18 protein-coding genes and 1 pseudogene are annotated in these 20,791 nt (G+C 73.1%); 8 read left to right on the top strand and 11 right to left on the bottom strand.

The genetic code is table 11. From position 1 onward, the window contains the following. Positions 1-16 precede the first annotated feature (16 nt). On the top strand, positions 17-877 hold the full coding sequence (locus K4S16_RS09555) for a sigma-70 family RNA polymerase sigma factor (RefSeq protein WP_149258482.1): 861 nt from the start codon (positions 17-19) through the stop codon (positions 875-877). 66 nt (positions 878-943) lie between these two features. Here K4S16_RS09555 and K4S16_RS09550 read toward each other — a convergent pair whose 3' ends face one another. Further along, a complete protein-coding gene (locus tag K4S16_RS09550) occupies positions 944-1,504 on the bottom strand; it encodes a DUF1062 domain-containing protein (protein ID WP_149258481.1) in 561 nt (186 codons plus the stop codon). Positions 1,505-1,771: 267 nt separating this feature from the next. Beyond that, entirely contained in the window at positions 1,772-2,509 is a 738-nt protein-coding gene (locus tag K4S16_RS09545; RefSeq protein WP_149258480.1) for a VOC family protein, read from the bottom strand. 76 nt (positions 2,510-2,585) lie between these two features. Between K4S16_RS09545 and K4S16_RS09540 the strand changes: the two genes are divergently transcribed. Continuing rightward, the gene (locus K4S16_RS09540; RefSeq protein WP_160160871.1) at positions 2,586-3,404 is read left to right on the top strand and encodes a CPBP family intramembrane glutamic endopeptidase; all 819 of its coding nucleotides are present in this window, start codon (positions 2,586-2,588) and stop codon (positions 3,402-3,404) included. Positions 3,405-3,471: 67 nt separating this feature from the next. Here K4S16_RS09540 and K4S16_RS09535 read toward each other — a convergent pair whose 3' ends face one another. Continuing rightward, the gene (locus tag K4S16_RS09535; RefSeq protein ID WP_149258478.1) at positions 3,472-3,879 is read right to left on the bottom strand and encodes a nuclear transport factor 2 family protein; all 408 of its coding nucleotides are present in this window, start codon (positions 3,877-3,879) and stop codon (positions 3,472-3,474) included. A gap of 100 nt (positions 3,880-3,979) precedes the next feature. Here K4S16_RS09535 and K4S16_RS09530 point away from each other — a divergent pair, with 100 nt between their 5' ends. Continuing rightward, complete coding sequence (locus K4S16_RS09530; protein ID WP_149258477.1) at positions 3,980-4,537, top strand: TetR/AcrR family transcriptional regulator; 558 nt, start codon at positions 3,980-3,982, stop codon at positions 4,535-4,537. 390 nt (positions 4,538-4,927) lie between these two features. On the opposite strand, the gene K4S16_RS09525 is transcribed toward K4S16_RS09530, so the two are convergent. The 5 genes and pseudogenes from K4S16_RS09525 to K4S16_RS09515 form a co-directional block, all read right to left on the bottom strand. Then, positions 4,928-7,156, bottom strand: coding sequence for a hypothetical protein (locus K4S16_RS09525; RefSeq protein ID WP_149258476.1), 2,229 nt, complete (start codon positions 7,154-7,156; stop codon positions 4,928-4,930). 353 nt (positions 7,157-7,509) lie between these two features. Beyond that, a pseudogene (locus tag K4S16_RS45020) lies at positions 7,510-7,743 on the bottom strand (Tn3 family transposase); the annotation flags it as partial. Then, positions 7,722-8,240 (bottom strand): hypothetical protein, encoded by a 519-nt coding sequence (locus K4S16_RS45015; protein WP_200841771.1) that lies wholly within the window; start codon positions 8,238-8,240, stop codon positions 7,722-7,724. The gene K4S16_RS45015 and the pseudogene K4S16_RS45020, both read right to left, overlap by 22 nt. Positions 8,241-8,339: 99 nt before the next feature. Beyond that, complete coding sequence (locus tag K4S16_RS45010; protein WP_200841770.1) at positions 8,340-8,777, bottom strand: DUF4158 domain-containing protein; 438 nt, start codon at positions 8,775-8,777, stop codon at positions 8,340-8,342. A 104-nt stretch (positions 8,778-8,881) separates the two neighbouring features. Next, positions 8,882-9,703, bottom strand: a complete 822-nt coding sequence (locus K4S16_RS09515; protein WP_149258475.1) for an SDR family NAD(P)-dependent oxidoreductase — start codon at positions 9,701-9,703, stop codon at positions 8,882-8,884. Positions 9,704-9,823: 120 nt separating this feature from the next. Here K4S16_RS09515 and K4S16_RS09510 point away from each other — a divergent pair, with 120 nt between their 5' ends. The 4 genes from K4S16_RS09510 (at position 9,824) to K4S16_RS09495 (ending at position 17,015) form a co-directional block, all read left to right on the top strand. After that, a complete protein-coding gene (locus K4S16_RS09510; protein ID WP_149258474.1) occupies positions 9,824-10,417 on the top strand; it encodes a TetR/AcrR family transcriptional regulator in 594 nt (197 codons plus the stop codon). A gap of 34 nt (positions 10,418-10,451) precedes the next feature. After that, entirely contained in the window at positions 10,452-13,670 is a 3,219-nt protein-coding gene (locus tag K4S16_RS09505; protein WP_149258473.1) for a DUF4132 domain-containing protein, read from the top strand. Between the two features lie 117 nt (positions 13,671-13,787). Continuing rightward, positions 13,788-15,035 carry an AI-2E family transporter gene (locus K4S16_RS09500; protein ID WP_235036678.1) on the top strand — a complete coding sequence of 416 codons (1,248 nt, stop codon included), beginning with the start codon at positions 13,788-13,790 and terminating at the stop codon, positions 15,033-15,035. A 144-nt stretch (positions 15,036-15,179) separates the two neighbouring features. Continuing rightward, a complete protein-coding gene (locus K4S16_RS09495) occupies positions 15,180-17,015 on the top strand; it encodes a glycoside hydrolase family 3 protein (protein WP_149258472.1) in 1,836 nt (611 codons plus the stop codon). Between the two features lie 101 nt (positions 17,016-17,116). Here K4S16_RS09495 and K4S16_RS09490 read toward each other — a convergent pair whose 3' ends face one another. Together K4S16_RS09490 and K4S16_RS09485 are read right to left on the bottom strand one after the other, a co-directional pair. Continuing rightward, positions 17,117-18,157, bottom strand: coding sequence for an alpha/beta hydrolase family protein (locus tag K4S16_RS09490; RefSeq protein WP_200841769.1), 1,041 nt, complete (start codon positions 18,155-18,157; stop codon positions 17,117-17,119). 129 nt (positions 18,158-18,286) lie between these two features. Beyond that, a complete protein-coding gene (locus tag K4S16_RS09485) occupies positions 18,287-19,081 on the bottom strand; it encodes an alpha/beta fold hydrolase (protein WP_149258471.1) in 795 nt (264 codons plus the stop codon). A gap of 83 nt (positions 19,082-19,164) precedes the next feature. On the opposite strand from K4S16_RS09485, the gene K4S16_RS09480 reads away from it, so the two are divergent. Further along, positions 19,165-20,127, top strand: a complete 963-nt coding sequence (locus K4S16_RS09480; RefSeq protein ID WP_235036677.1) for a YafY family protein — start codon at positions 19,165-19,167, stop codon at positions 20,125-20,127. Between the two features lie 35 nt (positions 20,128-20,162). Here the strand turns inward: K4S16_RS09480 and K4S16_RS09475 are convergent, their stop codons facing one another. Further along, positions 20,163-20,729, bottom strand: coding sequence for a GNAT family N-acetyltransferase (locus K4S16_RS09475; protein ID WP_149258470.1), 567 nt, complete (start codon positions 20,727-20,729; stop codon positions 20,163-20,165). Positions 20,730-20,791 lie beyond the last annotated feature (62 nt).

Genomic DNA, 20,791 nt, shown 5'->3' with positions numbered 1-20,791 from the left:
TACGGAAAGGTGACCGATGGACGACCGACTCGCCGAACGCTTCGAGGCGCACCGCGCGGTACTGCGCGCGGTCGCCTACCGGATGCTGGGCTCCCCGGGCGAGACCGACGACGCCGTCCAGGAGGCGTGGCTGCGGCTCCAGCGCACCGACCCCGCCGGCATCGACGACCTGGAGGCGTGGCTGCGCACCGTCGTGGCCCGCATCTGCCTGGACATGCTCCGCACCCGCGCCTCCCGGCGCGAGGAGCCCTACGGATGGCGCTCGCCCGTCCAGCCGCACGACGGCGACCCCGAGACCGAGGCCGTCCTCATCGAGTCGGTCGGCCGCGCGATGCTCGTCGTCCTGGACACCCTCGGCCCCGCCGAACGCGTCGCCTTCGTCCTGCACGACGTGTTCGCCGTCCCCTTCGACCAGATCGCCCCCATCGTCGAGCGCACCCCGGCCGCCGCCAAGAAGCTCGCCAGCCGGGCCCGTCAGCGCGTCCGCGGTACCACCGCCGCGCCGGCACGCGAACTCGCCGAGCAGCGCCGCGTCGTCGAGGCCTTCCTCGCCGCCGCCCGCAGCGGCGACCTGGACGCCCTCCTCGGCGTGCTCGCGCCCGACGTCGTCCGCCGCGCCGACCACGCCGCCCTCACCCCCGGCCGCCCCGCCGTCCTGCGCGGCGCCGGCTCCGTCGCCCGCGAGATGCAGCTGTTCGGCCGCCGCGCCCGGTACGCCGGGCCCGCCCTGGTCGACGGGACGGTCGGCGCCGTGGTCGCGCCGCACGGCCGCCTCCTGCTCGCCCTGGCCGTCACCGTCCGCGGCGGCCGCGTCGCCGCCTACGAGATGATCGCCGACCCCGCCCGCCTCAAGGCCCTCGACCTCGCCGTCCCCTGACCGGGGGGATCGGCACGGGCCCGGGGCGAGGCCGGGCGGGCCGTATGGCCCGCCCGACCCGCTCGGCTAGTCCCCGGGCATCACCGTGAAGGCGAACCCGGCACTGGTCGGACGCCGCAGCGAGATGCCGCACTTGACGCGGCGCAGCACCTCGTTCCTGCTGAGGCCGAGCCCTCGCGCGATGAGCCGGTCCGGGCGCACCGGCACCGGATCGTCAAAGGCGACCTCCACCCGGACCGGCCACGCCTCGTCGAGGCGCTCCGGCGGGGTGTGCAGCCGCCAGGCGCCCGTCCAGTCCAGGGTGAACCGGTTGCGCCGGGCGAGCAGCGGATCCAGCAGCCGGGAGGCCACCAGCCGCGGATCGTTGACGCGGTAGCCGTGGAGATCGGCCGGATCGAAGGAGCCGACCGGGGTCCGCTCGTGCACGGTGAGCTTGGCGGTCCGATCGCACGACACGCAGCGGACCAGCAGCCACACGTCCAGCAGCTTGCCGTTGGCGTTGACGCGGAACCTGCCCTCGCCGGTGGTGGCCGACTCCGAGCGGCACTCGGCGCACCGCAGCGACAGCAGGGGCAGCCTGGTCCGGCGGACGACCCAGGGCAGCACGATATGGGGTTGTGAAGACATGAGCTCTCAAGACCTGACACGAGGCCGATTGCGCGCGGCCTCGAACGCTGAACGACCGGGCGCGCAGAGGGCAGCCCGGCGGAACCGACGAGTCGTCGGCTACAGGTGAGCGGAAGAAGGTGTCAGGTCTGAAGAGCAGGCGGGGTCACGCGGGTCTGTCCTCTGTCCTCACTGCGATGGGCCGAGGGCAATTTACGGGAACGCGGAAGGAAGCCTCAAGCGGTTTTCCGGCCGCGCAGGCGCCGGCGACGGGCGGCAGGCTCCGCGTCAGCCCCGGCCGAGCACGCAGAACTCGTTGCCCTCCGGGTCGGCCATGACCGTCCACGGCACGTCGCCCTGGCCGAGGTCGACGTCGGTGGCGCCGAGCTTCCGCAGCCGGGCCGCCTCCGCCTCCTTCGCCTCGACGGGGTGGGGCAGCAGGTCAAGGTGCACGCGGTTCCACCAGGCCCGCGCGTCCGAAGCGCGCCAGAACTCCAGATACGGCCCGACGCCCTCCGCGGAACGCAGCAGCGCGCGGTCATCGGTCAACTCGTGCACGGTCCAGTCCATCGCCTCGCCCCAGAACCCGACCATGGCCCGCGGATCCGCGCAGTCGACCACCACCGCGGCGATCGGCCCGGTGTCCCGGTAGACCTCCCGAGGCTCCAGCACGCAGAACACGTTGCCCTCCGGGTCGGCCATGACCGTCCACGGCACGTCGCCCTGGCCTATGTCCACGGGCTTCGCTCCGAGCTCCTTAAGGCGCGCGACCAACTCCGCCTGATGCGCCACGGACGTGGTGGCCAGGTCCAGGTGCACGCCGTACTTCACCGTCTCGGGATCCGGCACCCGAACGACGTCGACGCAGACGGCGCTGGGGTCCGGCCAGTCGAAGCCCACGGGCTCGACGTTGGTCACACCGGGGCCCTCGCTGGACACGCCCCAGCCGAGCGCCTCCGCCCAGAACCGGCCGAGGGCCGAGTCGTCCCGGGCCTTGAAGTTCACCTGAACAAGTCGCAGCGTCATGCCGCCCAACCCTAGGGCCGGACGGATGCGTGCCGGGACCGTGCCGCATCCGGCGCACTTCAGGACAATCCAGAGCATGGCCGTTCGTCCCGCCCCGCCGACCGCGAGGTCGCCGCTGGCGTTCCTGGTGCTGCTGTTCGCCCTCTCGCTCCCGTTCTGGGCGGCCGGAGCGCTGATCGAGCGCCCGGACGCGCTGCCCATGGGCATGCCCGTGAGCGCGTTCCAGTTCGTCCTGCCCCTCGTGGTGGCCGTGGTGCTCACCGCGCGGGAGGAGGGGCGCCGCGGAGTCGGAGCGCTGCTGAAGAGGACCCTGTCCCTCCGGGGTTCCGGGGGCAGGCCGTCGTGGCCGGCGGCCTGGCTGCTGGTCCCCGCGATAGCGCTGCTGGTCTACGGGCTGATGCCGCTCACCGGGACGCCGCTCGACGGGTCGCACTCGCCGCCGGCGGCCGTCCCGGCGCTGTTCGCCGTCTACCTCGTCACCGCGTTCGGCGAGGAGGCGGGGTGGACCGGCTACCTTCTGGCCCCGCTGCGCGAGCGATGGGGGCCGCTCGGAGCCGGGGCGCTCATCGGAGTGGTCTGGGCGGTCTGGCACGTCGTCGGCTGGGCCCAGGGCGACCGCTCCGCGCTGTGGATCGCGGGCCAGTCCCTCAGCACGGTCGCGCTGCGGGTCCTCATCGTCTGGATCTTCGAGAGATCCGGCGGGGTCATGCCCACGGCGCTGGTCGTCCACGCCCTGGTGAACGTCACCGAGTCGGTGATCCCCGGGTACACCGAGTACGCCGCCCCCGCGCTCCTCAACGGCGGGATCCAGGCGGCCGCGGCCGTCATCGTCGCCCTGCGGTGGCACCCGGGCCGGCAGGAGACGGCAGGAGCCCTGCGGGACGCCCCGAGTTGATGCCGCCGTGTCCTCGGGTGGACGGCCGCGCAGGAACCCTGACGATCGGCGGCGCCGAGGAGGCCCCTCAGGCGCGTCCGCCCAGAGGTGCGCGGTGCGCGCGGATCTTCCGGTGGCTGATCCGCCAGCCGCCCGGGGTGCGGACGACGGTGTCCTCGTACGTCACGCTCCCCACGGTGCCGTCGGCGTTGACCCCGAGCCCCTTGGAAAGCGCGTGCACCCGGCCGCCCGGGGCCTCGGTGAGGACGGTGTTGGTGACGTGGTGCCCGACCGGGTTCAGCTCTCCCAGCGCACGCGCGGCGGCGGCGCACGCCGCGACGCCGAGCAGGGGCTCCTGCCCGAAGTCGGAGACGTCGTAGACGACGTCGGGGGTGAACAGCTCCTCCAGCCGGTCCAGCTCCCCGCGGTCGCACAGGTGGCCGTGCATGGAGAGCAGCTCGGTGATCTCGGTGCGGTCGTCGGCGGTGAACGCCATCGCTCCTCCTCGGGGCGGGAGACGATAAACGGGGAAGTCCCCGTTTAGTGCTCGGCTACTCTAGCCGAGCAGGTCCCCGTCGGACGACCAGGGAGCCGGAATGACCGCCGCCTCGGGACGGGGGCGCCGCGCCGACGCCGAACGCAACGCCCGGCTGCTCGTCGCGGCCGCCAGGGAGCTGTTCGAGGCGCGCGGGCCCGGCGCGCCCCTCGACGAGATCGCCCGGCGCGCGGGCGTCGGCAACGCGACCCTCTACCGGCACTTCCCGACCCGCGACGACCTGCTCGCCGCGGTCTACACCGACGAGGTCGCCGCCCTGTGCGACCGGGGCGCCGCCTTAGCGGCCGAAGCCGACGCGGGGGAGGCGTTCCACGCCTGGCTGGAGGCCTTCGCCGTCCACGTCGCGACCGGCCGGGCCCCCGCCTTCGCCGAAGCGGGAGGCGACGAGGCCCGGCGCGGCGAGCTGTTCGAGCGCTGGCACGCCGCGCTGACCTCCACCGCCGAGCATCTGCTCACCCGGGCGCAGCGGGCGGGCGCCGCCCGCGCGGACCTCACCGTGACCGAGGTCCTGACGCTGGCCCACGCGGTCGCCACCTCCAGCGCCGACCCCGACCGGGTCCGCCGCCTGCTCGCGATCGTCCGGCACGGCCTGGCCTGACACCGCGGGGCGGGGCCCGCCGAGCGCCCGGGCCTCGTACGGGTGCGGCCGGAATACGGCAGAAAGGGGCCGCGGGCGGCCGCCCTGGCGGCGCCGTGGCTGTGCCCTGAGGTGGACGTACGAGTTGCGGTTCGTATTCTCAGAAATGAACGGTTGTGCAAGGTCAACGCGCCGCGCGTCCGGCTGGGGCATTCCCCAGGTCGCCGTTCGCAGAACCTCTCTCGCAACCTCGGCGTTCTAAGAGACGGTTCTGAGACCGGCCGCGACCTGGGAAACGTTCTACTTTGCGGCTGGTGCCACGGACCCGAGCGGAGGCCTCTGCGGGCGCGGCAGCACGCTCCCACCGGCACTCCAGCGCGCTCCGCAACACCTTCAACCGCATCGCTTGATTTACGCGCCGCACCGTGGGCGTGTGCAGGTGGTCAAGTGCAGCGTGCTGTTGCTGCCGCTGAGGAGCCGGCCGTCTTTCCATAGCACCAGCGGGTGTCCGTCGCGGCCGACGGTGAGATCCACGAAGCCGGGCCCGTTCTCGAACTTGGCCAAAGCGACGCCGCGGCGGTGGTCGCAGCCGAAGTCTTGGCAGGCGACGAGCATGAGCCTGTCGCGGTCGTAGGTCGCTATCAGTGGACGTCCGTCGCGGTCGAGGGTGAGTGCGGGCCGGCTCTGCCACCGTCCGGGCCCGCTGAGGGCGGTGTTGGATGCCTGTGTGCAGTCGAAGGTGCGGCAGTGCAGCAGTCTCGCTGCTCCGGTTCGCGTGTCGCGGTAGGTGATCACGGGTCGGTCATCCGGTGGTACGGCGATGTCGACGCCGTTCATGTAGAGCTCGTAGTTGAGCGGGTCGATTCGGTGCCGTTCCAGGCTGGTTTGGGTGACCTTGGGATGTCGGCATTCGGCGCTATCGCAAGCGATCACATTGACAATGGCGTCGGCGTCTTCGTACGCCACGATCGGGCGGCCCTGCTGGTCGGCTGCCATGGCGATCGGACGGCTTGTGGGGCTCGGGTCGGCTGATAGGCGAACGTTGGCGAGGGTGTGGGGTGTCGTGCAGCGGATGTCGGCGCATCGGATGAGTTGCATCCGCAGCCCGAAAGGGCCTCCAGGCCGGTTCGGGTCCGGATATCTGGTCTCTGACATCGCAGCGATCACGATGCCCCCACGGGTCGCGGTCATCGCCGCCACACGCGAGGAGGCCAGGTGGTCATTGTCGCTGCGGGCCACGACCGGTGCGTTCTGGGTCGCCGGCCGGCCGCCGCATCCGCTGGTGTCGCACCGGAGCAGTCGCAGCACCTGTGGCAGCGCGTGGTCATCGCCCTTGCCGGGGTGCTGCGGACCCCATACGGCCACGGCCACTGTGCCGTCCGGCAGCGTCACGGCGCTGCCGCCTCTGTCACGCCGGTCGCCAACGTGGACACCGCTGTAGAGGCGGCTGTCGGTGCAGCCCGGGCCGGCGCACACGCGTGCGGACAGGTCAGAGAAGATCGCAATCGGCCGCTGCCCGGGCAGCAGTTGCAACGCCATCGGAAGGCCGCCGACCTTCTCCATCACCGCGTGGTCGGTGGTCAGGCCCAGTGGGTTGCGCGACACGTACCCGCCGTAGAGCAGACCGGGCAGCGGCAGCAGAACCAGGCACAGTGCCGCCCACCGGGTGCGAGGAGGTATCGAACCGGTGCCAGGGAGCAGTTCGGCGATGTGGGCGAGGTCGAGGGGCTCTGCGGGCTTTTCTTCCGGGGAGTCGGGGTACCACTGGTTCAGCGGCGCGGCGGGGTACTCCTGGTTCAGCGCCGCGACGGTGAGTACGCCCGCCTGGAACGGCACCACGATTACGACCGCGATGGCGATGACGGCATTGACGAGCACGATGTGCGCGGCTCCCCCAAGCGGGGACATTGCCCAGCGCACTCCAGCGACGAACAGGCCCGGCCCCACCAGCATGCCCAGCGTCAAAGCGATGGTCTGCCGCGTTCTGCGCTGCCGCGAAACCGACCATGCGCGGTTGACCGACTGCCACGCACCCCGCCCATCAAGCACGGCGACCGGGACCCCGAGCGTCAGAGACCACCCCGACACCAGCACGAACACCGCGACACCGGCCCCTGCCGCGACACCGGCCGCGGCCACCGCGACGCCGGCCGCGAGTGCCGGCGCACCGAGCGCGCCCACCATGACAACGAAAACCGCGAACGTGACCGGCCGCCTGCACACCGCCCGGACGGCTACCCCCGGAGGTACCGGGCGGCCCAGCAGCAGGCCCCCCGACATCATCACCGTCGCAGCCAGCGCCATGGCATAACCGGTGACCACGACCACCAGCGCAGCGATCACCGCCACGACCAGACCCGGTGACATCGAGACCGCATGCAGATCACCGTTGACGATGAGCCCGCGATGCCCGACCACCGCGATGATCAGGCCACCGCAGATCACACTGACCGGCACCAGCACAACGACGGCCGGAGCCAGGAAGGAAAGCAGATGCCGACCTGCCAACCCATAGCCCAGCCGTAGAACACCCACCACATTCGAGACCAGAACACGCCGCTGAAGCGGCACCTCATGAACCGCGTCCTGCGGCGGCGACTGGGCAACGTCGGCGTCTGCGCCCAACCCATCAGCGTCCACTGAAATCCTCACAAACATGCACGCCAGACGGCCCGGAAAGAATCGAAAGGACAGTCTTGCCGATATGTCACAAATCGTCTACAGGGTGAACCGGTGATGAACCGCCTGTTCAGTCGTCAGGAGGCGGGAGCTGAGCTTCCCCCGTTTTGCCGGAGACTGGACGGCGGGCCGGTCGCCTGCCAGCAGGTGTCGGCCGGCGGGTACTGGCGGGACTTCTGCGGGCGTTGCGAGCTGGCCGTGCACGGCGGCCGACTTCAGTTGCCGTGGGCCGCTGGTCGACTTCCGGCGCTGGTTTCCGGCTGAATTACTCTGGTGACTGCATCCGCGATCAGCAAGACGTCGGGTTATCAGTGGGTGATCTGCTCGCGCAGTTCCGGTTCGGACAGGTACCGCAGCAGCGTGATGGTGCGGATGGCGCGGATGGCGCGGCCGAGCTCGCGGAACGCCCGGTACAGGCGGTTCTTGCGCGAGTGATGGCCCAGACGGCGCAGCAGCGTGACCGAGGACAGCCGGTTCTCCCGGATCGAGATCGCGGTGCGCAGCAGGTCGTTCCAGTGCGTCTCGATCAGGTCCCAATCGACCGCGTCCTCTTCGGATCCGGCCCCGAGGCGGGCCCGAAGTGGTGGTGCCAGCCCAGCAGGTACGCGGTGCGGGTCAAGATGTCCAGCAGCGCGCGCTGCGGCAGCCGGTCATGGATCGCCGCCTCCAGCATCAGCGCCTCGGGCCGCCGTTCGGCGCCCTTGCGCCGGCGCAGTACCGGACGGCCGCCCTCGAGGACGAGATCGGTGTTGCCCGGGTAGCCGGCGTCTGCCAGGTAGGAGAACACGCACACCTCCAGGTGGCGGCGCACCAGCATCCCGGGCTTGGCCTTGTCCCGCAGGATCTTCCGCCAAGCCGCCGAGGCGAACGCCTCCACATCGATCGCCACCTCCACCGCGACCGGTTCCCCGTCCAGGCCGGGCCGGGTGAGAGTGAGCCGATCGGGCACGAGCGCGGCCTTGGCACCGCGCAGCGCGCGCAGGAACTCCACCGCGTCCAGCACGCTGCGCTCGGCGTTGGTCGCCTCCAGCTTGATCGCGTTCACCAAGGTGAACAGCGCCGAGCGGTTGAGAGCGGTAGTGCGCTTCCAGCAGCGGCAGGTAGTTGTTGCCGTGCTGGGCTAAGACCGCCTCGTGCGCGCTCGTCAGGACCGCCCGGCCGCCGGGCCGCGACCCTGGCGAAGAAGGCGTTGTTCACCTCTGTCCGGACCGAGCCGGCCATCGCGTCTTACGTGGCGGACCCGCGCCGGCTCGTACACCACCTGTAGGCGGTCCCGGACGAACTGACGATGCCGCTTGGCCGAACGCGCCGCCGCGCGCTCCAACTCCACATCCTCAGCGAGCTCGAGCACACCCCGCACGTGCCGGGCCACGACCTCCGGCACATCATCCAGCTTCGGGAAGTACCCCAGCCGCTGGTAGGACTTCAACCACACCACCAGCGCCAACAGATGCTGCGGATCCAGCGTACGGCCCCGAGCCCACTCCACCTCGGCCACCGACGGAGTGAACGCCTCCGCCAACTCTCGCGCCGAGACCACCCGACCAAACCGCGGATACGCGGTCCGATCGATCGAGGTCACGCACACCCTCCGGAAGCACTCCCAAACCGACGGTGGCCATCCTAACGATCATGAACCGGCCCGCGGCCCCTTTCTGCGTATTCCGGCTGCATCCCTCGTACGGGTCAGCCCGGGGCCTTGCGGCTGAGGTGCTCCCAGGCCCGGTACTCCTCGGTGCGCGCCCGGTCCATCTCCTGGACCATGTCGTAGGAGGCGGCGCCGACGATCAGCCGCAGCGGCGGGTCGTCCAGGCCGGCCAGCTCCATGACCACGGGGGCCGCGGTGCTCGGGTCGGGGCCGGCGTCCTCGCCCCACATCTCGGCCAGCCGGGCGCGCAGCGGCTCGTACTCCGGACTCGGCCGGGTCTGCGTGGTGCCCCGCGTGAACAGGTCCGTGCCGTACCCGCCCGGCTGCACGATCGTCACCTTGATCCCGAACGGCGCCACCTCCATCGCCAGCGCCTGGCTCAGCGAGTCCAGCGCGCTCTTGCTCGCGGCGTAGAACCCGGCGGACGCGACCCCGCCGCCCGTCCCCATCGTGGTGACCTGCAGGATGCGGCCGGAGCCCTGCGCCCGCAGATGCGGCACCACGGCCTGGGCCACCCAGACCGCGCCGAAGAAGTTGACGTCGAACTGGGCGCGGACCTGCTCCTCGGTCGCCTCCTCCACCATGCCGAGCAGCATCGTGCCGGCGTTGTTGACCACGACGTCGAGTCGCCCGAACGCGGCCGCCGCCCGGTCCACCGCCGCGTGCACGGCCGCGCGGTCGCGGACGTCCAGCGCCAGCCGGACGAGGCGGTCGGGGTGGGCGGCGGCCAGGTCGTCCAGCGGGTCGAGGTCGCGCGCGGCCGCCACGACCCGGTCTCCGGCGGCGAGCGCCGCCTCGGCGTAGGCCCTGCCCAGGCCCCTGGAAGCGCCGGTGATGAACCATACGCGGGCGGTCGCCATGCACTCTCCTCCACTCTTTCAAGACGAGACGGTTCGTCTCGGCAGGCTCGAGTATGGAAGGCGGCCGGTCTATCGTCAAGACGATACGTATCGTCTTGTTGGGTGGTAGGCTTCCCGGCCGTGTCCGGCAACAGAACCCCGAACCCGGCGCGGCGCAGCGAGCGGTCCCGGCGGGCCGTCCTCACCGCCGCGCGCGAGCTGGTCTCCGAGATCGGGTACCCCAAGACGACGATCGAGGCCATCGCCGCGCGGGCGGGCGTCGGCAAGCAGACCATCTACCGCTGGTGGCCGTCCAAGGGCGCGGTGGTCTTCGAGGCGTTCCTGGCGCTCAGCGAGGGGGAGGAGGGCGTCCGGCTGCCCGACACCGGCGACCTCGAGGCCGACCTCAGGACGGTCATGCGGGCGACCGTCGCCGAGTTCGCCGACCCGGCGTTCGAGGCGCCGCTCAGGGCGCTCAACACCGAGATCGTCGACGACCCCGACCTGGCCGCCCTGTACCGCGAGAAGCTGGCGGGCCCGCTCGACCGGGCGAAGAAGGAGCGGCTGCGCAGCGCCCAGCGGGCGGGGCAGCTGCGCGCGGACGCCGACCTCGACCTGGTGCTCGAGGTGCTGTACGCCCCGCTCTTCCAGCGCTGGCTGCACCGTTCGGGGCCGCTCACCCCCGAGTACGCCGACGCGCTCGTGGACGTCACCCTCCGCGCGTTCGCCCCCTGAGCGCTGTCAGAGCCGGGGCCTACGGTGAGGCGCCATGGACGAGGAGACCGACGAGGAGACCCTGGTCGTTCCGGCGGCGTGGCGGCGCCGGCTGCATCCGCGGCGGGGCGGCACGCCCGGGGTCGCGCTCAAGCTCGATCCGGCGGCGGGCGACGCGCTCGCCGAGAAGGTCCGTGCGCGGTCGGCCGGTGTCGAGGACGCGCTCGCCCACCCGCGCAGCGACCCCGGCCTGGTCGCGGCGGCCCGCCGCCACCTCGGCGGGGAGGACGACCCGATCGGCGCGGCGGTCGTCGGGCAGCTCGCCGTCCGCCAGGAGGACTGGCGGGACGACCCGCACAGCCGCCTCGTGGACGCGTGGTGCGCCGACCGCGGCCCCGCGTTCGCCGCCGCCGTGGTCGCGGGCATCAGCAAGGCCGAGCCCACGTGGCGGTGGACCGACCAGGGCGACCGGACCGAGTCGTGGGTCCGGCTGCGGGACCCGGACGCGAAGCACGGCCACTGGTGGGGGACGCGGTCCGCGCTTATCCGGATGCGGGCCGTCCTCGCCGCGGCCTACGACGCCGAGTACGAGCGGGCCGTCGCGCGGCTGGAGGAGTACCGCGGCACCGTCCTGCTCCGCCTCGTCGCCGCATACCTCGCGCCGACGCGCCAGGACTGGGTCGAGGAATCGCTGGACGAACTCGGCGGGCCGCAGGAGTACATGTACTCCTGGATGCTGTGGTGCTCCGTCACCGCCCCGGCGCAGCTGCCGCGCCTGGGCGTCCTGGGGTGGCAGGCGGCGAACGCCGATCTGGTGGCCACCGCCGTGGACGGGGTCGGCGCGCCGCTCGCGCCGCTGCTGGTCCACGCCTACGACACCGCCGACGGCGCCAAGGCCCGCAAGAACGCCGCCGAGGCGCTGGCGGTCCTGCCGACCGACGAGGCGTTCCGGGCCCTGGTGGACCGCGCCGACCGGGAGCGCGTCAGGCCCGCGCTGGCCGCGGCGATGAAGCGGTTCCCCGCGCGGGCCGCGCGGCTGCTCGCGGACGCGGCGGCCGGCGCCGGCAAGGCCGCAGGGGTCGCCGCCGAACTGCTGGAGGAGCATCTGCTCACCCGCCCCGAACCGGGCGGGGGGAAGGCGGGCCGGGCCCGCGTGCCCGACGCCCCGGCGCGGGAGGTGCCCGCGTCGCTGGCGAACCCGCCCTGGAGACGCCGCCGCCGGGAACGCCGAGCCGTGGTGATCGACGGCCTGGTGCCCCCGGACGCCGACGCCGTCCGCTGGGCGCCCGGCGAGCGCGAGGCCTGGTACCCCGACCCGTCCGCCCGGTGGTGGGACGGGGACGGCTGGCTAGGCAAGGTCCAGGACCACAAGGCCGGGCGGCTGTCCCCTTGGGAGACGCTGCAGCTGTTCACTCAGGGCCCCGAGGACATGGTCCGGCCGCTGTTCGTCGAGTGGGCAGCCGGAGACGTCCCCCTCACCTGGGCCCAGAAGGAACTGGCGGCCCGCTTCGAGCTCGACGCCGCCGCGCTGCTGGCCAGGGCCGCGTCGAAGTCGCCGGCCTCCGACGGCGAGGTGCTGCTGCCGTTCCTCACCCGGCGCGTCGCGGCGCTCATGGCCGACTGGTCGCTGCGGCTGAAGTCGGCGCGGTCCATCGCGCACGCGTGGTTCGCCCGCCACGGGATCGCCGCCGCCCGGCTGCTCCTCCCGGCGGCTCTCGGCCCGGCCGGGCGGGAGCGCCTCGCCGCGGAGGCCGCGCTGCTGCACATCGCCGGGCGCGAGGGCGCGGAGGCGGTCGTCGAGGCCGCCCGCGTCCACGGCGACGCCGCCGCGGCCGCGATCGCCGACCTGACGGCCCTCGACCCGCTCGACCTGGTCCCGGTCCGCGCGCCGGCGATCGGCGACTGGGCCGACCCGGCGCTGCTGCCGCAGATCCTCACGACCGGACGCGACCGGGCCCTGCCGCCCGCCGCGACGCGCGACCTGCTGCTGACGCTCGCGCTGGAGCGCCCCGGCGGCGCCCGACCCGACCTCTCCGACGTCAGGCGGGCCTGCGACCCCGGGGCGCTCGCCGCGTTCTCCTGGGCGGTGTTCGAACGGTGGGAGGCGGCCGGGCACCCGGCCAGGGACGGCTGGGCCCTCACCCAGCTCGGCCTGCTCGGCGGCGACGAGGCCGCCCGCCGCCTCACCCCGCTGATCCGGGCGTGGCCCGGCCAGAGCCGCCACAAGAACGCCGCCGCGGGCCTGGACGTCCTCGCCGAGATCGGCACCGACGTCGCGCTCATGCACCTGCACGGCATCTCCCAGAAGCTGCGGTTCAAGACCCTCAAGGACCTGGCCCGCCGCAAGATCGACCAGATCGCCGAAGGGCTCGGGCTCACCGAGGACGAACTCGCCGACCGCCTCGTGCCCGACCTCGGCCTCGACGCCGCCGGCACCCTCGTCCTGGACTACGGCCCCCGCCGCTTCACCGTCGGCTTCGACGAGCGGCTCGCCCCTTGCGTCCGGGACGAGTCCGGCAGGCCGCGCAAGGCGCTGCCAAAACCGGGCGCCAAGGACGACCCCGACCTGGCCCCCGCCGCCCACAAGCGGTTCGCGGCGTTGCGCAAGGACGCCCGCGCCGTGGCCGCCGGCCAGGTGCGCAGGCTGGAGACCGCTATGGTCCGGCGGCGCTCCTGGCCCCTGACCGACTTCCAGCGGGTCCTCGCCGGCCACCCCCTGCTGCGCCACATCGTGCGGCGGCTGGTGTGGGTCACCGGCGACGGCACGACCTTCCGGGTCGCCGAAGACGGCACCTTCGCCGACCTCGCCGACGACGCCCTCGTCCTGGACGGCGCGGTCCGGGTCCGGGTCGCGCACCGCCTCGACCTCACCGAGGAGGACCTGGCCGCCTGGGCCCGGGTGTTCGCCGACTACGAGATCGCCCAGCCGTTCCCGCAGCTGGACCGGCCCGTCCACGCCCTCACCGACGAGGAGCGCCGGACCGGCGTCCTCGCCCGCTTCGAGGGCGCGCAGGTCCCGCTCGGGCGGTTGCTGCGCCTGGAACGCGACGGCTGGGAGCACGATGCGCCCGCCGACGCCGGCATCGTCTCCGGCATGTCGCGCCGGCTCCCCGGCGGCGCCGCCGTCGGCCTCGGCTTCGGGTCGGGCGTCGCGATCGGCGACCGCGACCCCGCCGAGATCGTCACGATCGGCGGCGTCCACGTGACCGGCGGGCTCGACGCGGTCCACGCCAGCGAACTGCTCGCCGAACTGACCGCCGCGACCGAGGGCTGACCGGCCGGCGGCGGCCGCGGCGGCGGCCGCGGCGGGGGCTGAAATCCCGGCAAAGCTTGCCCCTGCGGCGGTGCGGGACGCCCGGAATGCCGGGCCGGACGCCGTTAACGTGCGGGAATGCCGCAGCCGCCCGGCCCGACCCCCGGCGACACGCCCGGCGACTCACCCGCCGACGAACCCGCCGAGGGTCCTGTCGACGAACCCGCCGAGGGTCCCGCCGACGTCCCGCCCGAGGCCCCCGCCGCCGAGCGGGCCCCCGAGCGTGCGCAGCGGATGCCCCCGTGGCTGCCCAGGGCGTTCGCGCTCGCGGGCGCGAGCGTGCTGGCGTTCCTGGCGGGCGTCTGGCTGCTGGAGCGGCTGCGCGACCTGCTGCTGCTCCTGCTGATCTCGCTGTTCCTGGCCTTCGCGATCGAGCCGGCGGTGAACTGGCTGGCCGCGCGCGGATGGCGGCGCGGCGCGGCGACAGCGGCGATGTTCGTGGTCGTGGGACTGCTCATGGCCGCGTTCCTCGGCGGCATCGGTTCGCTGCTGGCCGCCCAGGCCACCAACCTGATCGGCGGGTTCCCCGGCTACGTCCGCCAGTTCGTCGGATGGGTGAACTCCACGTTCGGGACGCACCTGTCCCAGCGGACGATCTTCCAGCGGCTCCCCACCATCACCGACACCCTGTCACGGCACCTGTCGAGCCTCGCCGCGAACGTGTGGGGCTTCGGCACCACCGCCTTCGGTGTGGTCTTCAACGCCCTCGGCGTCCTGCTGTTCACCTTCTACCTGTCCGCCGAGGGCCCCAGGTTCCGCCGTACGGTCTGCTCCCTGCTGCCGCCGCGACGCCAGCGCGAGGTCCTGCGCGCCTGGGAGATCGCCGTCGACAAGACCGGCGGCTACATCTACTCGCGAGGACTGCTCGCCCTCATCTCCGGCATCGCCCACTTCGCCGCCATGGCCTTGCTCGGCGTCCCGTACGCGGCCGCCCTGGCACTGTGGGTGGGGGTGGTGTCGCAGTTCATCCCGGCCGTCGGCACCTACCTCGCCGGAGCCGTGCCCGTGCTCATCGCGCTGACCAAGTCGCCGAGCACGGCGCTGTGGATCCTGCTGTTCATCGTCGCCTACCAGCAGTTCGAGAACTACCTGCTGCAACCGCGCATCACCGCGCGGACCCTGGACATGCACCCCGCGGTCGCGTTCGGGCTGATCCTGGCCGGCGCCGCCGTCGCCGGGCCCATCGGGGTGCTGCTGGCGATCCCGCTCGGCGCCAGCCTCCAGGCGTTCGCCGGCGCCTACGTGCGCCGCTACGAGGTGGAGGAGCACCCGCTGACCAAGCCCGACGTGCCCCCGGGCCGCTGGTGGCGGTGGCTGCGCCGCTGACGCCGCCGCGCCGGGGCTTTGCCGGATCGGGGACGGTTCCGGGCCGGATCGTCGACCATTGCCGTGGACGGGCGCCGTCCGCCGCGGTTAACGTGCCGGAAGAACCTTGATCATCAGGCAGCTCGGGGGAGGGAGGGGGCCGTCATGCACCGTCCTCGAACGCGCCGCCGCCGGTGGCTCGCCGGCCTCGCGGCGGGAGCGCTCGCGGTGACCGGCCTCAGCGGCGTGGACGCGTCCGCGCAGACCGCGCCGGACGCCGGCAAGGACCCCCGGCTGATGCGGATCCTGCGGTCGATGTCTCTGCAGGACAAGGCCGCGCAGCTGTTCGTCCTGCAGATCTACGGCAAGAGCGCGACCACCGCCGAGCCGGCCGACGTCGCCGCCAACCGCAGGCTGTACGGGGTCGACAACGCCGCGCAGGTCGTCGCCCGCTACCACCCCGGCGGCTTCATCTACTACGGCGACAACGTCGCCGACCCGAAGCAGCTCGCCGCGTTCTCCAACGGCATCCAGCGCGCCGCCGCGGCCCAGCCGCTGCGCGTCCCCGCCACGATCGCCATCGACCAGGAGGGCGGCATCGTCGCCCGCGTCCAGCCGCCCGCGACGCAGTCGCCGGGCAGCATGGCCCTGGCCGCCGGGCGCCGCACCGGCGACGCCCGCGCGCTCGCCCGCATCACCGGGACCGAGCTGCGCGCCATCGGCGTCAACCAGGACTACGCGCCCGACGCCGACGTCAACGTCAACCCGGCCAACCCCGTCATCGGCGTCCGCTCCTTCGGGTCCGACCCGCGGCTGGTGTCGGACATGGTGACCGCGCAGATCGGCGGGTACCGGGACGGGGGAGTGACCCCGACCGCCAAGCACTTCCCCGGGCACGGCGACACCACCACCGACAGCCACACCGGGGTCCCGCGCATCGACCACACCCGCGCCGAATGGGAGCGGCTCGACCTGCCCCCGTTCCGCGCCGCGATCAGGCACGGCGTCGACTCCATCATGACCGCGCACATCGTCGTGCCGTCGCTGGACCCGTCCGGCGACCCCGCCACCCTGTCGCGGCCCATCCTCACCGGCATCCTGCGCGACCGGCTCCACTACCGGGGCGTCGTCGTCACCGACGCCCTCGACATGCAGGGCGTCCGCGACAAGTACGGCGACGAGAACATCCCCGTCCTCGCCCTCAAGGCCGGCGTGGACGTCCTGCTGAAGCCGCCCGCGGACGCCCAGGGCAACGGCGTGTTCCCCCGCCAGCTCACGGCCGTCGTCAACGCCGTGAAGTCCGGCGAGCTGACCGAGAAGCGCATCGACGAGTCCGTCTACCGGATCCTGGAGCTCAAGCAGCGGCGCGGCCTGTTCCGCGACCCCTACGCCGACGAGTCGAAGATCGACCAGGTCGTCGGGACGCCCGCGCACCTGGCCGCCGCCCAGCGCGCCGCCGACCGCACCACCACCCTGGTCAAGAACGGCGCCGGGATCCTGCCGCTGCGCCCCGGCGCGCGCAAGGTCCTGGTCACCGGATGGGGCGTGTCCACCACCGCGACCCTGGGCACCGAGATCGCCCGGCGCGGCGCCGTCACCACGATCAGGCAGACCGGCATCAGCCCCGGCCAGGCCCAGATCGACGAGGCGGTGGCCGCCGCACGGGACCAGGACCTCGTCGTCGCCGTCACCAATCGCGCCTGGGACATCAAGGAGGAGCCCAACCACAACGGGCCCGGGCAGATGAACCTCGTCAAGGCGCTCGTCGCCACCGGCAAACCCGTCGTCGTCATCGCCGTCCGCGACCCCTACGACATCGCCTGGTTCCCCGAGGCGACCACCTACGTGGCCACCTACTCCTACACCGCCGAAGCGCTGCGGTCGGCCGCCAAGGTCCTGTTCGGAGAGCTGGACCCGCGGGGGCGGCTGCCCGTCGCGATCCCCGCCCGCGACCAGCCGGGCACCGTCCTGTACCCGTTCGGGCACGGCCTGGGCTACTGACCCGCCGGACCGGGCCGCACACGCGGCGGCCCGGTCCCGGCACGGCAGCCGCCGCCGCACCGGAACCGGGCCGGGTTCCGCTCAGGGACCGGTCCCGCGCGTCACGCCCTCCGCGCGCCGATCGACTTCATCAGCGTCGGCCACACCCCGCTCGCCTCGCGCACCCACGCCGGCCAGTTGTGCCGGCCGTCGCCGTAGATGTGCGCGGTGTAGGGGATCTTCAGCTCGTCCAGTCGCCGCTGGAAGTCCTTGTTGTTCGCGCCGACGGCGATCTCGCTGAGCAGGCCGATGTCCCACGGCGCCACGTCGGGGTCGCCGGGGCCGGGCCGCCCGGTGGTGCCGGCGGAGAAGAACAGGCCGGTGCCGCGCAGCTTGGGGGCCAGCGAGTACGGGTCGTGCGCGGCCCAGTTGGCGTCGTCGGACCACGGGACGCCCCAGATCGCGAACGGGTCCTGCCCGTTGCCCGCGTTGGTGAACATCAGCAGCGCCGGGATCCCGATCGAGCGCATCGACAGGATCCCGCTCAGCGACGCCGCGTACTTGAACATCCCCGGGTGCCGGGCGGCGTAGGACATCGCGCCCGCGCCGCCGGAGGAGTTGCCGATCGCCGCGCGCACCGCCCCCGCGTGGTAGTTGCGCTCCATCAGCTGGCGGACCTCGGCGGTGTGGAAGGTCTCCCACTTGGGAGTCCCGCCCTTGCCGTAGTTGTACCAGTCGGTGTAGGAGCCGTTGTCGCCCTCCGGCATGACGACGATGACGTTGTACTTGGCCGCCCACGCCTCGATGTCGGTGTTGCGCGTCCAGGAGGTGTAGTCGTCCTGGCCGCCGTGGTAGGCGTACAGCACCGGCCACGTCGCGGTCGCGTTCCGCGTCCAGTTCTTCGGCAGCAGGATGCGGGTCTTGACCGTCTTGCCCAGGGCCGGCGAGGCGATGGCGATGTCGACCTCGTGCGAGGCGATCTTCTTCTCCGCGGTGATGCGGGCCCCGTCGTCCGCCCTGGCCGGTCCCGCGAGCGCCTGCGCCGGGCCGGTGCCGACCGCGCCGAGGCCGGCCGCCAGGACGGCCGTGATCGCCCCGGACGCCAGCGAGCGCCGCCAGGTCACCCGGTGCGGTCGGCGGCGGACGGTCGGTGTCGTGTGCAAGGCTCACCTCGCCGATAGGCCCGACCCCCGTGGCCGCGCGACTTCCGCAGAGTGTCCTCGCCTCCGCCGAAATGATCTACATGGCCGGGTTACAAGATTTCTTCGAGTGGCTGTGGAGAAGTGAGTCCTTCAGGCGCCGCCGGAGGCGGTCCCGGCCAGCAGCGCGGCGAGATCGCGGGGCCTGGAGAACATCGGCCAGTGCCCGGTCGGCAGCTCGTGGTAGGTCCAGCCGGGCCCGGTCATCATCGAGAAGACCGGGTGCCCGCTCTCGCCCATCTCCCTCACCGCGGCCAGCGGGATCGTGGTCGCGATGAGCGTGCGGGGAACGGCCGGCAGCGGGTCGGGCCGGGTGAGCGCCTGCGTCGCGGTGCCGAACGGCTGCGGCGTGCCGCGCTCGCGCATGGCGGCCAGCGCCTCGCCGCTCAGGCCGGCGAGGTTGACCGGGTCGTCCTGCGGGTCGAACGCCGGCACCGGGATCCGCCAGCCGTCGCCGTGCTCGGCGACGGCCTTCTCCAGCTCCGCGCGCGAGGCGGGGTCGCGGAAGTCGATGCCGGCCAGCCCGGACGGCATCGGGCCGCTGTCGACGTAGACGACCCGGGCGATCCGCTCGGGCGCCCGGTCGGCGGCGCCGGTGACGGCCATGTTCGCGCCGCTGTGCGCGACGAGCACGACCCCCGTCAGGTCGCGGCCCTCGACGAGACGCAGCAGGTCGGCGATCTGGGCCTCGACGTCGGCGCCGGGCGGGGTCTCGGCGGCCCGCTCGGCCTGCCCGGCCGGCGTCACCGCGTGCACCTCGTGGCCCGCGGCCCGCAGGTCGGCCGCCACCTCGTCCCACGCCCACGCGCCGAGCCAGTACCCGGGGACCAGTACGAACGTCGCCTTGCCGGTCCCTGTCTTGCCGGTCGCCGTCTTGCCGTCTGCCATGGTGGGCCGTCCTCTCTCGGTGGGTGTGACCCCACGCTAGGGTCGATACAGGACAGAACCCGCCCGGATTAAGCGAGTGACCCGTGTCACAATCTGCGTCGTCCCATCCGACGACCCGCGTACTGGCCATGCTCGAACTGCTCCAGGCCAACCCCCGCATGGGCGGCCCGGAGCTGGCGCGGCGGCTCGGCGTGGACGAGCGGACCGTCCGCCGCTACGCCTCCCGGCTGGAGGACCTGGGCGTCCCCGTCGTCGCCGAGCGCGGCCGGTACGGCGGCTACCGGCTCATGCCCGGCTACAAGCTGCCGCCGCTCATGCTCACCGACGACGAGGCCGCCGCCGTGGTGCTGGGGCTGCTGGCCGGCCGGCGGGTGGGGCTGCCCGGGCAGGCGACCGAGAGCGCGCTGGCCAAGGTGCAGCGCGTCCTGCCCGCCGCCCTGCGCGACCGCGTCCAGGCGCTGCGCGAGACGCTCGGGTTCACCCTCGCCGCCCGGGACTCCGCCGCGCCCGACACCGGCGCCGTGCTGACCCTCGCGGCGGCGGCGAGGGAGCGGCGCCGCGTCCGTCTGCGCTACCGGTCCTGGCAGGGCGCCGAGACCGAGCGCGACCTGGACCCCTACGGCCTCGTCTTCCACTCGGGACGCTGGTACGTCACGGGCCACGACCACCGCAGCGGGGAGATCCGCACGTTCCGCGTCGACCGCGTCGCCGCCGCCGAGCCCGGCAGCGCCCGCTTCGAGCCCCCCGGCGACGTCGACCCGGTCCAGCACGTCACCCGGTCGCTGGCCCGGGTGCCCTACGCCCACGAGGTCGAGGTGCTGCTGGAGACGACCCTCGCCGAGGCGCGGCGCCGGATCCCCGCCACGACGGCGACGCTGGCCGAGGCCCCGGGGGGAGTGGTGATGACCACGCGCGCCGAGCGGCTGGACGGGATGGCGCAGATGCTGGCCGGCCTGGGCTTCCCCTTCGCCATCCGGCGGCCCGAGGAGCTGCGCGGCCACGTCCGCGACCTGGCGCGCAGCCTGGAGGAGCAGGCGGGGCGGTGACCGGGACCCCGGCCACCGCCCCGACCACGCTCGCGTCAGGACCCGGAGCGGGCGTCCCACTCCTGGCGGAGCATCGCGTAGATGACCTCGTCGCTCCACTCGCCCTTGACCATCTCGTTCTGCACCAGGTGCGCCTCGCGGCGCATCCCGAGGCGCTCCAGGACGCGGGCGGACGCGGCGTTGCGCCCGTCCAGCCGCCCGCAGACGCGGTGCAGGTCCAGCCCCTCGAAGCCCAGCCGCAGCACCACCTCGGCGGCCTCGGTGGCGAAGCCCTTGCCGTGGTAGGCGGGGTTGAAGATGTAGCCGATCTCGCCCTGCCGGTGCTCGCGGCTGCGCCACTGGAGGTTGACCTCGCCGATCAGCTCGCCGGTCTCGCGCCATTCCACCGCCAGGACCAGCCAGTCGCCCTCCTTCTCCACGACGGAGGCGCTCATCTTCTGCTTCAGGAAGGAGCGCGACTCCTCAAGGGACCGGGGTTCCCAGTACAGGAAGCGCGCCACCTCGGGCAGGGACTGGTAGGCGTACAGACCCTCCAGGTCGGTCTCGCGGAACGGCCGCAGGGTCAGCCGCTCGGTCTCGATGGGATAGGCGGGTTGGAGCATGCGAAAGATCCTATTCAGGGGGTCAGGTCTTGTGCGACCCGTAATTCCCCGGTGGCGGGGCC

This window comes from Actinomadura sp. K4S16, from assembly GCF_008327685.1.
In the GTDB taxonomy this organism is placed as follows: domain Bacteria; phylum Actinomycetota; class Actinomycetes; order Streptosporangiales; family Streptosporangiaceae; genus Spirillospora.
The sequence above is the reverse complement of the archived record's forward strand: the minus strand, read 5'-3'. Positions and strand labels throughout refer to the sequence as shown.

Excerpts from the sequence above, each read along its gene's own strand:
- K4S16_RS09535 (WP_149258478.1), bottom strand. The coding sequence starts at position 3,879 with ATGGCGTTCACCGCCGACGACCGCACCGAGATCACCGAGCTGCTCTCC.
- K4S16_RS09530 (WP_149258477.1), top strand. The coding sequence starts at position 3,980 with ATGACCGCCGCCTCGGGACGGGGGCGCCGCGCCGACGCCGAACGCAAC.
- K4S16_RS09515 (WP_149258475.1), bottom strand. The coding sequence starts at position 9,703 with ATGGCGACCGCCCGCGTATGGTTCATCACCGGCGCTTCCAGGGGCCTG.
- K4S16_RS09550 (WP_149258481.1), bottom strand. The coding sequence starts at position 1,504 with ATGTCTTCACAACCCCATATCGTGCTGCCCTGGGTCGTCCGCCGGACC.
- K4S16_RS09495 (WP_149258472.1), top strand. The coding sequence starts at position 15,180 with ATGCACCGTCCTCGAACGCGCCGCCGCCGGTGGCTCGCCGGCCTCGCG.
- K4S16_RS09500 (WP_235036678.1), top strand. The coding sequence starts at position 13,788 with ATGCCGCAGCCGCCCGGCCCGACCCCCGGCGACACGCCCGGCGACTCA.
- K4S16_RS09540 (WP_160160871.1), top strand. The coding sequence starts at position 2,586 with ATGGCCGTTCGTCCCGCCCCGCCGACCGCGAGGTCGCCGCTGGCGTTC.
- K4S16_RS09555 (WP_149258482.1), top strand. The coding sequence starts at position 17 with ATGGACGACCGACTCGCCGAACGCTTCGAGGCGCACCGCGCGGTACTG.
- K4S16_RS09475 (WP_149258470.1), bottom strand. The coding sequence starts at position 20,729 with ATGCTCCAACCCGCCTATCCCATCGAGACCGAGCGGCTGACCCTGCGG.
- K4S16_RS09545 (WP_149258480.1), bottom strand. The coding sequence starts at position 2,509 with ATGACGCTGCGACTTGTTCAGGTGAACTTCAAGGCCCGGGACGACTCG.
- K4S16_RS09485 (WP_149258471.1), bottom strand. The coding sequence starts at position 19,081 with ATGGCAGACGGCAAGACGGCGACCGGCAAGACAGGGACCGGCAAGGCG.
- K4S16_RS09505 (WP_149258473.1), top strand. The coding sequence starts at position 10,452 with ATGGACGAGGAGACCGACGAGGAGACCCTGGTCGTTCCGGCGGCGTGG.